General features: G+C 65.1%; 11 protein-coding genes. 4 read left to right on the top strand and 7 right to left on the bottom strand.

Annotated features, from left to right (window positions below; genetic code table 11):
* Positions 1–176 precede the first annotated feature (176 nt).
* Together GDN70_RS12680 and GDN70_RS12685 are read right to left on the bottom strand one after the other, a co-directional pair.
* On the bottom strand, positions 177–2,918 hold the full coding sequence (locus GDN70_RS12680; RefSeq protein ID WP_152102592.1) for a molybdopterin-dependent oxidoreductase: 2,742 nt from the start codon (positions 2,916–2,918) through the stop codon (positions 177–179).
* Positions 2,915–3,742 (bottom strand): FAD binding domain-containing protein, encoded by an 828-nt coding sequence (locus tag GDN70_RS12685; RefSeq protein ID WP_038949191.1) that lies wholly within the window; start codon positions 3,740–3,742, stop codon positions 2,915–2,917. Before GDN70_RS12685 ends, GDN70_RS12680 begins: the two co-directional genes overlap by 4 nt.
* Before the next feature lie 163 nt (positions 3,743–3,905).
* Here GDN70_RS12685 and GDN70_RS12690 point away from each other — a divergent pair, with 163 nt between their 5' ends.
* A complete protein-coding gene (locus GDN70_RS12690) occupies positions 3,906–5,255 on the top strand; it encodes an 8-oxoguanine deaminase (protein ID WP_028142658.1) in 1,350 nt (449 codons plus the stop codon).
* Between the two features lie 111 nt (positions 5,256–5,366).
* On the opposite strand, the gene GDN70_RS12695 is transcribed toward GDN70_RS12690, so the two are convergent.
* From GDN70_RS12695 to GDN70_RS12710, 4 genes are all read right to left on the bottom strand, one after another.
* Positions 5,367–6,443, bottom strand: coding sequence for a BMP family ABC transporter substrate-binding protein (locus tag GDN70_RS12695; protein ID WP_173015794.1), 1,077 nt, complete (start codon positions 6,441–6,443; stop codon positions 5,367–5,369).
* A 77-nt stretch (positions 6,444–6,520) separates the two neighbouring features.
* On the bottom strand, positions 6,521–7,438 hold the full coding sequence (locus GDN70_RS12700; RefSeq protein ID WP_028142656.1) for an ABC transporter permease: 918 nt from the start codon (positions 7,436–7,438) through the stop codon (positions 6,521–6,523).
* A complete protein-coding gene (locus tag GDN70_RS12705) occupies positions 7,425–8,516 on the bottom strand; it encodes an ABC transporter permease (RefSeq protein ID WP_028142655.1) in 1,092 nt (363 codons plus the stop codon). Before GDN70_RS12705 ends, GDN70_RS12700 begins: the two co-directional genes overlap by 14 nt.
* Positions 8,500–10,071 carry an ABC transporter ATP-binding protein gene (locus GDN70_RS12710; protein ID WP_152102594.1) on the bottom strand — a complete coding sequence of 524 codons (1,572 nt, stop codon included), beginning with the start codon at positions 10,069–10,071 and terminating at the stop codon, positions 8,500–8,502. Before GDN70_RS12710 ends, GDN70_RS12705 begins: the two co-directional genes overlap by 17 nt.
* 565 nt (positions 10,072–10,636) lie before the next feature.
* On the opposite strand from GDN70_RS12710, the gene GDN70_RS12715 reads away from it, so the two are divergent.
* Complete coding sequence (locus GDN70_RS12715) at positions 10,637–11,740, top strand: hypothetical protein (protein WP_152102595.1); 1,104 nt, start codon at positions 10,637–10,639, stop codon at positions 11,738–11,740.
* A gap of 28 nt (positions 11,741–11,768) precedes the next feature.
* Here GDN70_RS12715 and GDN70_RS12720 read toward each other — a convergent pair whose 3' ends face one another.
* Entirely contained in the window at positions 11,769–12,254 is a 486-nt protein-coding gene (locus tag GDN70_RS12720; protein ID WP_028142652.1) for a nucleoside deaminase, read from the bottom strand.
* A gap of 362 nt (positions 12,255–12,616) precedes the next feature.
* Between GDN70_RS12720 and GDN70_RS12725 the strand changes: the two genes are divergently transcribed.
* The gene (locus tag GDN70_RS12725) at positions 12,617–13,876 is read left to right on the top strand and encodes an allantoate amidohydrolase (protein ID WP_152102596.1); all 1,260 of its coding nucleotides are present in this window, start codon (positions 12,617–12,619) and stop codon (positions 13,874–13,876) included.
* Positions 13,877–13,977: 101 nt separating this feature from the next.
* Positions 13,978–15,351 (top strand): hypothetical protein, encoded by a 1,374-nt coding sequence (locus GDN70_RS12730; protein WP_152102597.1) that lies wholly within the window; start codon positions 13,978–13,980, stop codon positions 15,349–15,351.
* Positions 15,352–15,359 lie beyond the last annotated feature (8 nt).

Raw genomic sequence — 15,359 nt, forward strand, 5'->3', positions numbered from 1 at the left:
GGCGCGCTCTTCACCTCGCCCCGCTTGCGGGGAGAGGTCGAATTCGATCGTAGATCGAATTCGGGTGAGGGGGACTCTCGACGCGTTCAACTGTCACCGTCCTTGCGGAGACTCCCCCTCACCCCAACCCTCTCCCCGCAAGCGGGGCGAGGGAGAACAGCGTCGCCGTGGTCGAGCTATCGCGTCCCAGTGGAGTCGCCGAACTTCGCGTGCAGCGCCGGAAACAGCCGGTCCGGCTTGAAGGGCGGCGCGGTGAAGCGGATGCCGGTGGCGTTCGCGATCGCGTTGCCGAGTGCGGCGGCGACCGGATTGTATGGGCTCTCGCTCATCGACTTCGCCCCTAGCGGCCCGATCGTGTCGGACGTCTCGGCGAACAAGACCTCGGTGCGGGGCACGTCCGCGAAGGAGGGCAGGTGGTAGTCGCGGAATTTCGGGTTGGTGACGCGCCCCTCGGCGTCGATCACCATCTCCTCGTAGAGCGCGGCGCCGAGCGCCTGCGCCACGCCGCCTTCGACCTGACCGCGGCACTGCATGGGATTGGCGACCACTCCAGCGTCCGCGGCGTGCACGCTCCTGAGAATCCTGAGCTCGCCGGTGGCCTTGTTCACGGCGATACGAAAACCCTGGACGTTGAAGCCGACCGAACGCGGTGTTCCCTCGGAATTGCCGCTGCCTGCGAACGGCTGCCCGCGCTCGCGCGCGAGCTTCACCAGCTCCGCAAAAGGCATGCGCCGGACGCCGCTGACGATGGCGTTGTCCTCGAGCACGCAGCTCCCGACGTCACACAGCCACGCGCCGGCGGCGGCCGCCTTCAATTCGGTCGCGAGCTGCAGAGAAGCCGCATGGGTCGCCTTGCCGGCGACGAACATGCCGGCGCTGCCATAGGCGCCGGTGTCGTGGCCTCCATGGGCGGTGTCGGACTGGCGCAGTCGGATTCTGTCGACAGTGGTCGCGAGCGTGGTCGCGGCGATCTGCCGGTGCACGGTGCTGGTGCCGTTGCCGAATTCGGCGGTGCCGACGGTGAGATCGAAACCGCCGTCATCGTTGAGCGTAATCGTCGCGTCGGCGAGGTGGCCCGCCGGCGGCGCGGTGTCGATCATGGTCAGCGCGACGCCGTCGCCGATCAGCCAGTCCGGCGACAGGTCCGGCTGCGGGCCGTCGGCCTGCATCGCGCGCTCGACGATGTCGAGGCACTGGTCGAGCCCGTAGGAGCCGTAGAGCACGTCGTGAAATTCGGACGGCGGCGGCGACAGCATGGGATCGCCATCCCTCACGATGTTGCGCCGGCGCATCTCGTAGGGGTCGATGCCGAGCTGCCGGCCCAGCTCGTCGATCGCGGCCTCGATCGCGATCAGCGTCTGCGGCAGGCCATAGCCGCGAAACGCGCCCGCCGGCACCGTGTTGGTGTAGACGGCATGACCGTCGACCCGCTTGTTCGGGCAATTGTAGACCGCGATGGACTCCGACAGCGAATGGAACATCACCGGGCCGGCGTGATTGCCGTAAGCGCCGGTGTTGGAGAGCACGTCGAGCTTGAGCGCGGTGAGCTTGCCGCCGGCATCCGCTCCGGCCTTGATGTGGACCCGCATCGGGTGCCGCGTCGAGGTCGCGATGAACTGCTCCTCGCGGGTGAGCTCCAGCTTCACCGGACGTCCCGTCTTGAGCGCAGCGAGCGCCAGAATGTCCTCGACGAACATCTCCTGCTTGCCGCCAAAGCCGCCGCCAACGCGCTCGCAGAACACGCGGACCTTGTCGGGAGGAAGCTTGAAGATGTCGGACAGCGCGCGCCGGGTCAGGAACGGCACCTGGGTCGAGGTGCGGACATTGAGCACGCCCGAGGCATCGAGCCAGGCGAGGCCGCCATGGGTCTCCAGTGCCGCGTGCTGCACGCGATGACTGTGGAAGGTGCCCTCGAAGGTGACGGCAGCTATCGCGAGCGCCGCCGCGACGTTGCCGAACTCGCCATGCGTCTCCGCAGCGAGGTTGCGCTGAGCGTCGGCGATGCGGTTCGCGGTGGTGCGGTCGGGATGAATGACGGGCGCACCGGGCGCCATCGCCTGCTCCGGATCGATCAGCGCAGGCAAAATCTCATAATCGAACTTCAGCCGGCGGCAGGCCTCCTCGGCGGCGGTTTCGCTTTCGGCAACGATGGCGGCAACCCTCTGGCCGATGAAGCGGACGACGTCGTCGAGAACGCGGGTGTCCTCGGGGTCCATCCAGTCCATCTCGTGCCGCGCGGTCGAGATCAGCATCGAAGGTGCGTCTTCATGCGTCAGCACCGCGTGCACGCCGGGAACCTTCAGCGCCTCCGACTTGTCGATTGCGACGATCCTGGCGTGGGCATGAGGCGAACGCACCAGCTTGACGTGAAGCAGGCCCTCGATGGCGGTGTCGAAGGTGTAGCGCGCGTCGCCGCGCACGATGTCGGGGCCTGCCGGCGCCGGCAGGCTGCGGCCAAACGCGGCTCCGGGCTCGACGCTCGCCTCGACATTGGTCTTGCCGAGCAATGCATCCTCGATCGAGCGATAGCCGGTGCAGCGGCAGATATTGCCCTTCAGCGCCGCGCCGAGATCGGTCCGCTGGGCCTGATTCAGCGAGGCGCAGGTCAGGATCATGCCGGCGGTGCAGAAGCCGCATTGAAAGCCCTGCGCGTCAAGGAAAGCCTGCTGCATCGGATGCGTGCCGTGGTCTCCGCCCAGACCTTCGATCGTGGTCACACTGCGTCCCTCGACGCGGAACGCCGGGATCAGGCAGCTGTGCACCGGCTCGCCGTCGAGCAGCACGGTGCAGGCGCCGCAGTCACCGGCGTCGCAGCCCTTCTTCACGCCGAAATGGCCGAGCTCACGCAGGAACGTGCGCAGGCACTGGCCGGCGCGCGGCTCCTGCGCAAACGGTTTGCCGTTGACCTCGAAGCTCATGACGGCATTGCCCCCAGCAGCTCGCGGCGAACCTCTTCGGCGAGCCGCAATGTCATGTGCTTGCGCCAGAGCGGCCGGCCGTGGATGTCGGTGTGGTACAGATCGTCCGTGATCTGCTGGGCGATCGCGTCGCCCAGCGCGCTCGCGTCCGGGGCCCGGCGAAAGGACAGCTGGATCGGCCGCGCCGTCGACGCGGTGACCGTGAGCGTCAGCGTGCCGTCGGCATCGAGGCTGCCGATCAGGAGCGCCGCCGAGCGGCCGACCGGCGCCAGCGAGATCTGGCGATATGCCGTGCGGCGTTTCAGCGCGGCGATCGGAATATCGATCTGGCGAAGCAGGTCGCCCGGTGTCAGGCGATTTCGCTGGTTGCCGGTGACGAAGTCGACGACAGGAATCCTCTGCTCGCCGCCGCCAGCCTTCCAGATGGTGCAGACGCCGCCCAGCGCTGCAGTAAGGGAGATCATCGGTCCCGCCGGCAGCGACATGCAGAGATTGCCGCCGACGGTCGCGGTCTTCCAGATCTTGAACGACGCAAGGAAGGCGCGGCAGCACTGGTTGATCAGCGGCGCGGCGAGCCAATCGGACGGGCAGGCAAGTCCGTCGAGCTGCGCGACCGTGCACGTGGCGGCGATGGAGAGATGGCTGTCCGTGATCGTCAGCGCCGGCCATTTCAGGTCGGTCAGATCGATCAGCCGCTTCAGATGCACCTGCGGCTCCGAGAACAACCACGTGCCGCCCGCGAGCCAGGCGTCGCCTGCCGTCCAGGCCGGCAATTGCGCTCGCGTTTGCGGATGGGCGACCGTCGTGATGGTGTTCAAATCCATGGCTGCGCCAAAGCTTCCGCCGGTGAATCGTGCCGATGAGTCTTGCAAGACCGGAGCCAAGTGGCAACAAACAAGTCGCAATAAAACAAGTCCTGGCGCGAAGGTGGCTGGGCCAGCGTTTACCTGGCTGGCCTGTCAGCGGATGTAAAGGAGAAGCGGGATCATGAGCGACGCAAAGCCGATCTGGATCAGGGATCCCCTGGCCATCCTCGCCGACGGTGCCGAGCGCGGGATCGTGGTAAAGGACGGCCGCATCGTCGAGCTCGTGCCGGCTGGCGCCGCGCCAGCGACCGCTGATGTCGTGGTGTTCGATGCGAGCGAACATGTCGTGCTGCCGGGCCTGATCAACACCCATCATCATTTTTACCAGACGCTGACCCGGGCGCTGCCGGCGGCGATGGATCGGGAGCTGTTCCCCTGGCTCCAGGCGCTTTACCCGGTGTGGGCGAGGCTGACGCCCGAGGCGCTCGAGCTCGGCGTCACCGTGGCGATGTCCGAGCTGCTGCTGTCGGGCTGCACCACCACGACCGATCATCACTACGTCTTCCCCGCGGGCCTCGAAGATGCCGTCGATATCGAGGTCGCCGTGGCGAAGCGTCTGGGCGTGCGGGTGCTGCTGACGCGCGGCTCGATGAACCTGTCGCAGCGCGACGGCGGCCTGCCGCCTGACAGCGTGGTGCAGGACGAGGACACGATTCTCGCAGACAGCGCGCGCGTGGTTGCCAAGCACCACCAGCGCGGCCTGGACGCGATGGTGCAGATCGCGCTGGCGCCGTGCTCGCCGTTCTCGGTGACGACGTCGCTGATGCGCGCCACCTCCGATCTCGCTGATAAGCTCGACGTGCGCCTGCACACCCATCTCGCCGAAACCGAGGACGAAAACAGATTCTGCCAGCAGATGTATGGCTGCCGTCCGCTCGATTATCTCGAGCAATGCGGCTGGCTCAATGCGCGGACCTGGCTCGCCCACGGCATATTTTTCAACGCCGATGAGATGAAGCGGCTCGGCAAGGCGAAGACGACCATCAGCCATTGCGCGTGCAGCAACCAGCTGCTGGCGTCCGGCTGCTGTCCTGTCTGCGAGATGGAGGAGGCCGGCGTCGGGATCGGGATCGGTGTCGACGGCTCAGCCTCGAACGACGGCTCCAACCTGATGCAGGAGGTCCGCGCCGCCTTCCTGCTGCAACGGGCGCGTTACGGGGTGTCCAAGGTCAGCCACAAGGATGCTTTGCGCTGGGCGACCAAGGGGTCGGCAGCCTGCGTCGGCCGGCCGGAACTCGGCGAGATCGCCGTCGGCAAGGCTGCGGACCTCGGGCTGTTCAGGCTCGACGAATTGCGCTTCTCCGGTCATGGCGACCCCTTGGCCGCATTGGTGCTGTGCGGAGCGCATCGGGCCGACCGGGTGATGGTGGCGGGAAAATGGGCCGTGATCGACGGTGCGATCCCGGGCCTCGACGTGGCAGACCTCATCAGCCGCCACAGTTCGGCGGCGCAGGCCATGCGGGCCGGATAATGCCAAGGCAGGATAGAAAGAGGGGGCGACCACAAGTGCCGGGTGCTTCTGGCCACCCCCTCCGAACCTCCTCCGGGAGGAGCAGGTGATCTAGCCTAAGCAAGAAGCGTGCTACTTGCCCGGCAGCTTGTCGTCGATGCCCTTGACGTAGAAATTCATGCCGAGGATCTGGCCGTCGTCGAGGTGATCGCCGCCCTTGCACTCGACCGGCTTGCCGTCCTGCCCAACGATCGGGCATTTGAACGGATGCAGCTTGCCTGCAGTGATCGCGGCTTGGGCATCCTCAGCCAATTTTTTCACGTCGTCAGGCATGTTGGTATAGGGCGCCATCGCGAACATGTGACTGTCGAGGCCGCCCCAGCTGTCCTGGGACTTCCAGGTGCCGGCAAGCTCGGCCTTGACCCGCTCGATGTAGTAGGGGCCCCAGGTGTCGAGGATCGAGGTCAGCTGGGTCTTGGGCCCGAACTTGATCATCTCGGAATCCTGGCCGAAGGCGAGCTTGCCGCGTTCGCTGGCGATCTGCATCGCGGCGGGCGAATCCGTGTGCTGCATGATGACGTCGGCGCCCTGGTCGATCAGCGCCTTGGCGGCGTCGGCCTCCTTGCCCGGGTCGAACCAGGTGTTGGCCCAGATGATCTTGACCTTGATGTCAGGTTTGATGGTCTGCGCCGCCAGCATCGTCGCGTTGATGCCGGAGACGACCTCCGGAATCGGGAACGAGCCGATATAGCCGAGCACGCCCGACTTCGTCATCCTGGCCGCGATCAGGCCCTGGATGTAGCGGCCCTGCCACCATCTGGCCGAATAGGTCGACATGTTCGGGTTGCGCTTGTAGCCGGTGGCGTGCTCGAAATGCACGTTCGGATATTTTTTCGCGACCTTCAGCGTTGGATCCATGTAGCCGAACGACGTCGTGAAGATCAGCTTGTTGCCGGCGCGGACGAGCTGCTCGATGGAGCGCTCGGCGTCGGGGCCTTCAGGCACGTTCTCCAGATAGGTGGTCTCGATCTGGTCGCCCAGCTCCTTGACCAGCGCCTGCCGGGCGAGATCGTGCTGATAGGTCCAGCCCAAATCTCCGATCGGACCCAGATAGATGAAGCCGACCTTGAGCTTGTCGGCGGCGGAGGTTGCACTGACGCTTCCGGCCAGCAAAAGCCCGGCAGCCAGCGCAAGAAGGGATTTCCTCATCATCGATCTCCAAACATCAGGGGAAAGCCACGATGCGCAACGCGCGCGCCCCATCGCGCGCGCCGCGGAAATGAAATTCAGCGGTCAGGTACGAACACGGTGCCGAGCGCGGCCGGGGCGGTCGAGCCGCCGCTGCGCGCGCGGGAGAGCAGGACCAGCACGATGACGGTCGCAAGATAAGGCAGCGCCGACATGAATTGCGAGGGAATGCCGATGCCCCAGCCTTGCGCGTGCAATTGCAGGATCGTCACTGCCCCGAAGAGATAGGCGCCGACCACGAGCCGGCCCGGCCGCCAGGACGAGAACACCACCAGCGCCAGCGCGATCCAGCCGCGGCCCGCGGTCATGCCGGGTATGAAGAACGGCGTATAGGCGAGCGGCAGATAAGAGCCGGCAAGGCCTGCGCAGGCACCGCCAAACATCACGGCGAAGGTGCGGATGCGCAGCACGGGATAGCCGAGGGCGTGCGCAGAGGCGTGGTTGTCGCCGCAGGCGCGCAGGATCAATCCCGCCCGCGTGCGGTACAGGAACCACCAGACGCCGACGACGAGTGCAATCGAGAAGTAGACGAAGCCGTCCTCGCCGAACAGCACGCGCCCGACCAGCGGGATGTCAGTGAGGCCCGGAATGGCGAGATGGACTGCCGGCGTGATGCGCTCGCCGACGAAGCCGGCGCCGATCAGCCCGGACAGCCCGACGCCGAGGATGGTGAGCGCAAGACCCGTCGCGACCTGGTTGACGGCGAACCCGAGGGCCATCAATGCGAAGATCAGCGACATCATCGTTCCCGCGATGATGCCGAACAGCGCGCCAATGAAGATCGATCCGGTGAGCCATGCGCCGGCAAAGCCGCAGGCCGCGCCAACGATCATCATGCCCTCGACGCCGAGATTGAGCACGCCGGAGCGCTCGGTCACGAGCTCTCCGGTCGCGGCGATCAGCAGCGGCGTTGACGCGGCGAGCACCGAGAGGATGATGGCTTCAATGAGTTCCACGGGCCACCTGACGGTTCGGGAAGCTCAACTTGAAGCGGTAGAGGATCAGGGAATCGCAGGCGAGCACGTAGAACAGCAGAATGCCCTGAAAGACCTTGGTGACATCCAATGGAATCTTCATCGCGATCTGCGCCTGCTCGCCGCCGATAAAGGTCAGTGCAAGGAACAGGCCTGCAATTAATATTCCAAGCGGATTCAGCCGGCCGAGGAAGGCGACGATGATCGCAGTAAAACCGTAGCCCGGGGAGATGCCAGGCTGGAGATGTCCGATTGGACCTGCGACCTCGATGATGCCGGCGAGACCTGCGAGCGCGCCTGATACCGCGAAGGTCAGGATGATCAGCTGATTGGCGTTGAAGCCGCCGAACCGCGCGGCACGGGGGGCTGCGCCCACGACGCGGATCTCGAAACCCTTGATGGTTCGCCCGAGCAGGATTGCGGCCGCCGCGACGACAAGAAGCGCAATGATCGAGCCGAGATGCAGCCGCCCGCCCTCGATCAGCAACGGGACAGTCGCCACCGGATCGAACTCGGCCGTGGTCGGGAAGTTGAAGCCGTTGGGGTCGCGCCAGGGCCCGCGCACGAGATAGTCGAGAAAGAGGTCGGCGACATAGACCAGCATCAGGCTGGTCAGGATCTCGCTGGCGCCGAACTTCACCTTGCAGATCGCCGGGATCAGCGCATAGAGCGCGCCCGCGGCGGCTGCGAGCACGAGCATCGCCGGCAGCACCCAGGCGCCAGCATCGGTGCCCTGCGTCTTCACCGCGATCCAGCTTCCGGCAACTGCGCCGATCAGGAATTGGCCCTCTGCGCCGATGTTCCAGGCATTGGCGAGATAGCAGAGCGACAGCCCGATCGCGATCATCACCAGCGGCGTCGCCTTCACCGCGATCTCCTGGAGCGAATAGCCGTCGGTCAAGGGCGCAATGAAATAGGCGTGCAAGGCGAGCAGCGGATTCTTGCCGAGGATCGCGAACAGGATGACCATGGTGACGACCGTCAGTCCGATCGCGATCAGCGGCGAGACCAGCGCGATCGTGCCCGAGCGTTCGGCGCGCTTCTCAAGCACCAATTGCATGCGCGGCCTCCCTTGGCTCGAGGCTGCTGCCGCCCATGAGAAGGCCGAGCTTTTCGCGCGTCGCCTCGCGGGTCGCGAGCGGTGCTGACAGCTTGCCGTGGAACATCACGGCGATGCGGTCGGCGATCTCAGCGAGCTCGTCGAGATCCTGGCTGGTCACGAGAACGGCGGCGCCCGCGGTTGCCAGATCCAGCAGCGCCTGGCGAATGACGGCGGCGGCGCCGGCATCGACGCCCCAGGTCGGCTGGCTCACCACCAGCACCGCGGGGTTGCGCAGGATTTCGCGTCCCACGATGAACTTCTGCAAATTGCCGCCGGAGAGGGATGCGGCTTCCGGATCGCGCTTGGCCTTGCGGACGTCGAACGTCTCGGTCGCACGGTCGACGGTCTTCAGCGTGGCCGCCGTATTGATGAAGCCGCGATGGACCATGCCGCTGGCGGCGTGTCCGGTGAGCAGCGCGTTCTCCGAGAGCTTCATGCGCGGTGCGGTGCCATGACCGAGCCGCTCCTCGGGAACGAACGCAGCACCCAGCTTGCGCCGCTGCGTGATGGAGAGATGGCCGGCGGCAATGCCTTCGATCACCACCGTGCCCGGGTCCTTCGACAGGCGCTCGCCGGACAGCGCGGCGAACAGTTCGTCCTGGCCGTTGCCGGCGACGCCCGCGATGCCGAGGATCTCGCCGCCCTTCAGCTCGAACGAGATGTGCTCGAGCCGTACGCCGTGCGCTTCGCCTGGTGCGAGCGAAAGATCGTTGACGACGAGCCGCGGAACGGTGGTCTTCCGGCCGGATGCCGCCTTCAGTTGCTTGATCTCGCCGCCGACCATCATGCGGGCGAGCGAGGCCGCGGTCTCGCGCCGGGGATCGCAGGTCTCGACCTTCCTGCCGCCGCGCAGGATCGTGGCGGTGTCGCAGAGCCGCTTCACCTCCTCGAGCTTGTGGCTGATGTAGAGGATGGCGCGGCCTTCGGCCTTGAGCCGCTCCAGCACGACGAACAGTTGATCGGCTTCCTGCGGCGTCAGGACGGCGGTGGGCTCGTCCAGGATCAGGAATTTCGGATCCTGCATCAGCGCGCGGACGATCTCGATGCGCTGGCGCTCGCCGACCGACAATTGCCAGACCTCGCGTTTGGGATCGAGCGGAAGGCCGTAAGTCTTCGACATCTGCTCCAGTCGCGCCGACATGTCCCTGAAGGGCTCCCGTCCGTCGAGGCCGAGCGCGACGTTCTCGGCGACGGTGAGATTGTCGAACAGCGAGAAGTGCTGGAACACCATGCCGATGCCGCGGCTGCGGGCTTCGGAGGGACCGGACAGCACGACCTGTTGGCCCTGCCAGCGAATCTCGCCGGCGCTGGGCTGGATCAGCCCGTAGATCGCCTTGACCAGCGTCGACTTGCCGGCACCGTTCTCGCCGAGCAGCGCGTGGATTTCGCCGGGCCAAATATCGATGTCGATGGAATCGTTGGCGAGGAAATCGCCATAGCGTTTGGTGAGTCCGATCGTCCGCAGCAGCGGGGGCTCGCCGGAATTCAGGTCGTCAGGTGTCGAATCCAACATTCGCTGATGCGCTTGCATGGTGAAATGCCGCGATAGTGGGCCAGTTTGAGCCCCGGCGTAAGGTGTGAAAATGCGTCATCCCTTGCTCAACGCTGTGGCAGGCACCTTGTGTCGGTGCGCCTGCGCCGGCCGAGACGAAGCCCCCCTGCTCAAACGCCCACGCTCGGCCATGCCGGCTTGGCTGTCGCCGGCGCCTGTTGCAGATTTGTGACGGTCCAAGCCAAATCGGAACCCGCTATGCAGACCTGACGTCGCAGTGAGCAAAGTTGCGCCATCGCGCTTATGCAATGCGGATCGACGCAACATTGGCTCCCGACCATCGCGCCTGCAATATCCGCTCGGCATGAAAGAAGAGCGAAATCAAACGGGAATGTCCGGCAACAGCCGGCGTCGCCGGCCGCATGCCTGCTGCAGAAAGCCTGCTAAATCCTACGAAGAGACGCCGCCCCTTGCCGAAACAAGCGGCATGCCTTGAAAAAAGTTGAGGCTTCTCCCTCCGGGAGATCGGCGCAAGTCTCGCACCCAAGGGCGTTCATTGACGTGTCCACACTTGGGGGTATTCAGGATGTCGTTTCGTTTCAGGGCAATTGCAGCAGCGGCGCTGTCACTTGCTACGCTCGCCACCGGTGGCTTGGCTTTCGCGGCGGATCTGCCGGTCAAGGCTGCCAAGAAGGCGGCGGATCTCCCGTTCTTCCTGGTGATCGATAACCGCGTCACCTTCTCCTACATCTTCAACGCCTCGCAGCCCGGTGCATGGTCGTTCCGGCCGGATGGATCGATCGACAGCAAGACCACCAAGCAGGTCTACTCGTTCACGCATTTCGATCTCTGGGCATACGGCACGAACTTCTTCACCATCTCGATGTTCAAGTCCGATCACAATGATCCGTCCGGGCCCTGCACCAACGCGGGCACGATCTTCGGCGCGCCGGCAATTTGCGCCGGTGCAACGGAGATCTACGGACTGTTCCGCTCGACGTTCGGTTGGAATGAGCTCTTCGACACCAAGGCCTTCACCGCGGGGCCGCTTCACAACATCTCGTTCGAGGTTGGCATGGATGCCAACACGGAGAACCGGTATTTCGGCGCCGCCAAGCGCGACGTCGTCGGCGGTCTGCAGTTTGCGTTCGATCTGCCCTACAAGGGTTACATCAACGTCGCGCCGCTGGTGTACTGGGAGTTCGCCAATCACAACTCGTTCAGCCAGTGCGGACTGTTCGGTGCGGGCGTTCCCGGCGTGAGCTGTCTTGCAGACGGCAACACCTCGTTCAAGCCGACCTGGGCGGTCGAGGTCAATTACTATATGGATCTCGGCTTCCTGCCGCCGAACATGCAATATTTCTCGATCAGCGGCCGCGCCGGCTGGTACGGCAAGAAGGGCACCGACACCCAACCGCTTGCCTACAGCCCGGCGAACGGCGTCTACAACACGGCGGTCGAGTTGAATTCGGAGCCCATCCGCCTGACCTTCGATGCCTCGAAGGCCGCCTGGGGTGACAAGTATTCGCACTTCGTGGACGTCTGGGTGGCTTACCGCTACTGGCAGAACAAGTTCGGTCTCGATCACAACCTTGCCGTCGGCTGTACCACGGCGGTCGGTGGCCGGACGGTGAGCACGGGATCGTGCACCGAATCCTCGCTCTACTCCGGCATCACCGTGAAGTTCTGATCGGCACCCTACTGATCGGAGTTTGTGTCTACTTCGTCCACACGCCATCGTGCAGCGCTGCGGCTTCGTCCTCGAGCAGCGGACCAACGACTTCGGTCAGCCGCTGGCCGCTGGCAAAGACCTCGCGGCACGGCAGGTCGAGGGTCGGGTTCTCCGGATGGTTGCCGGTGACGCCGCGCAGGCGATGCTCGCTGAGGCCGTAGACGACGCGGCCGATGCCGGCCCAGTAGATCGCGCCGGCGCACATCGCGCAGGGCTCTGCCGAGGAATAGAGCGTCGCTGTCGCCAGCACCTCGCGGCCGAGTGTGCGGCAGGCCTGGGTGGCCGCGAGACGTTCGGCATGCGCGGTGCCGTCATGATCCGGCATGTAGCCGTTCTCGGTCTCGATCAGCACCTTGCCGTCCGCATCGACGACGATGCAGCCGAACGGGTGGTTGCCATGGGTGAGGGAGCGGCGGGCGACCGCGAAGGACAAACGCAGAAAATGCTCGTCACGCTCGGATGCGTTGGCCATCGATCCTCCGCCGTCAGTGCCCCGCCATGCGCCGGCCGATCGTCGCATGACCAGCTTCGCTGGCCCGTCCTTCATACACGAATTCGCCGTGGAACATCTCCACCAGCCGGCTGGGTTCATTGACGGTACCTTCCGGATAACCGATTGAAAATATTGATTATGCGGGCCGTTCGGGTCCTGATAAAGGTGAAACTATTGGTGCGCCTGTGCATGACCGGCGTGACGCAGCCTGCCGCGTACGCGCATTCATGCTAACCACGCGCAGGTTGGGACGGGCGCCGGTGCGTGACTGGCCGCCGAACGTGTACCGATGGTCGCCAGACAGCCGCTGCCGCGGTCCAGAGAAGAGAAAGCTCGTCGAGATGAGTGCCGTCAACGCCGTTCAAAATGCATCGCTCGGCGAAGAGATCGTGCGAGGGATCAACGATCTGGCTGCGATCTCGGAAGCAGGCGACAACCTCACCCGCATCTATCTCACCAAGGAGTTGCGCAAGGCGGCGGACCTCCTGCTGAGCTGGATGCGCGATGCCGGCATGAGCGCGCGTCTTGACGCGATCGGCAATGTCTGCGGCCGCTACGAAGGCGAGCGGCCGGGTGCGCCCTGCCTGATGCTCGGCTCGCACTACGACACCGTACGCGATGCCGGCAAATGGGACGGGCCGTTGGGCGTGATCACGGCCATTGCCTGCGTTGCCGATCTCAATCGCCGTGGCAAGCGCCTGCCGTTCGCGATCGAGATCGTCGGCTTTGCCGACGAGGAGGGCGTGCGCTTCGCTTCGACCTTGCTCGGCAGCCGTGCGGTGGCCGGCACCTTTGACGAGAGTGTCTTGAATGTGCGCGACCGCGACGGTGTGTCGATGCGCGATGCGCTCGTGCAGTTCGGCCTCAATCCCGATCATATCGGAGCGGCCGCGCGGGCGCGGCGCGAGCTGCTTGCCTATCTCGAATTGCACATCGAGCAGGGGCCGGTGCTGGAAGCGCAGGACCTGCCTGTCGGTGTCGTCACCGCGATCGCCGGTGCGACGCGCCTTGCCGCGCGGCTGACCGGCATGGCAGGGCACGCCGGTACCGTGCCGATGGCGCTTCGGCGCGACGCGCTCGCCGGCGCGGCCGAATGCATCGGGGCGATCGAGCAATTTTGCCGCACCGACGAGAGTGGGCTGGTCGGCACCGTCGGCTACATCCAGGCGAGGCCCGGCGCGACCAATGTCATTCCGGGCGAGGTGTCCTTCACCATCGACATGCGCGCGCCGACCGATATGCACCGCAAGCGCGCGGTGGCTGACGTCGTCCGCCAGATCGAGGCGATCGCCAAGCGCCGGCACTTGGCCCTCCAGCTCGACGTCACCCACGAGAACCGCACCGCGCCTTGCGCGCCGTGGCTCAAGGAGCAGATCGCGCAGGCGATCGGAGCGGAGGGGTTCTCCGTGTTCGAGCTGCCGAGCGGAGCAGGGCATGACGGCATGGCCATGATCGACATCGCCGATGTCGGCATGGTCTTCGTCCGCTGCCGCGGCGGCATCAGCCACCACCCGGACGAGCATGTGGAGCTCGCCGATGCCGACGCCGGTGCGCGGGTGCTGCTGCGGGTGATCGAGAATTTCAGGCCCCGGGAAGGGTAGGCTGAAGGAGCCCCGCTGGAAGCCGGTGCGTCATCTGGACGAAATACGAATCAGCCATGCTTTGGGTGGTGGCCGCACCGTCGGAGTTACCCTAGCCACATATGAATAGCGATATCTCGTTGCCCTCAGATCGCGGAAACCGATTTTACCAAGGCGTGGCCGCAACCTTTTTCGCCAACGCCCTCCAGGCGGTCAATTTTCTCGGTGATCGATTCCTGAGAAGGTCGCACCATTCGTTGTCGGCCATCGAGGACCTTTACCGGCACTCGATGGACAGCGCCTTTTCGGTGACCGAGGCCTTCCTCGTCACCGGCGCGCCGCACGCATCCGCCTATTATCCCCGTGACTTCGCCTGGTTCTATCCTGATGTCCTCGACCCCGAGACCATCATGGATGCGCAGGACGCGGTGCGGCGGGCCCGGCTGCTCGACAAGAGCATCCGTCTGTTGCTCGAGGCGGTTCGCGCCGATGTCGTCACGACCACCATCGTCCCGGCGGGACGCGGTCGGTACCTCGGCGTGAACTATTTTTCGCGCCCCTCGGATACGCTGCTCGGCATTCTGGCCGGCCTGCAGCAGATGATCTCGGCCGATCAGAGGGCGCCGTCCTATCTGGCGATGGCACAATGCGCGCATGCCGGCCGGCTGCTGCTGGCCGAATATGGCGGTGACCTGAAGCGTGCGGTCCTGCAGCTCGCAAGCGAGCTCGAGCCGTTCGACGATGACGGCACCAGGTATTTGCTGTGCGATGCCCGTGGCCCTCGCTCCGCTGCAACGGATACCCGTGCGGAACGCAGGCGCTTTGTCACCAATGCCTGCGTCTACACAACCTTCCTGTGGAGCGTGCAGCTCGGCATCGTGGACGAGAACGAGCTGAAGCGGCTGCTCGGACGCGGCCTTGCGCAGTACAAGAAGGCCCTGCTCCGTCTGTTCGGCAAAGACGGCTACATCAGGCATTCGCTGGATGGTCCGAAGGGATTGCCGGTGTCCTCGGTCGCGCTGGATTTCGTCAGCGTGCATCGCGGCTTCTGGGATATGAACGATGCGAGCGAGCGGGCGCTGTTCGCGGCGACGGCGGATCTGATCATCGCGGAGCCGCGCTTTCGCATACCCTCTACGTTCCACTTCCTGGTGTCCGCGGATAATCCGCGGAACAAGATGATCCACAAGATTGCGGCTCCCGCCTATCAAGGGCGCTCGTCCTGGCCGACGTTCAACGTCGAGTTCGCGGACCGGATGCTCGACTACGACGAGGTCTCCGGCGGCGATCACTACCGGGCCTGCGCGCAAGGGATATTGAAGGACATTCGCACCGCGACCGAAGTGCACGGCGGATATCAGGAGCTGATCTCGGAACAGGGGCTGAAGTATCGCACCTGGGCCTACAAGGGCGCCGTGGCCCATTCCTGGTTTCCGCGCTTCCTGTCGGTCTGGAGGAGGGCGTATGGAACGCCGCTCCTGCAATGGAATGACTGATCCGCGGG

The organism is Bradyrhizobium sp. TM102 (assembly GCF_009176685.1).
GTDB lineage: Bacteria > Pseudomonadota > Alphaproteobacteria > Rhizobiales > Xanthobacteraceae > Bradyrhizobium > Bradyrhizobium ottawaense.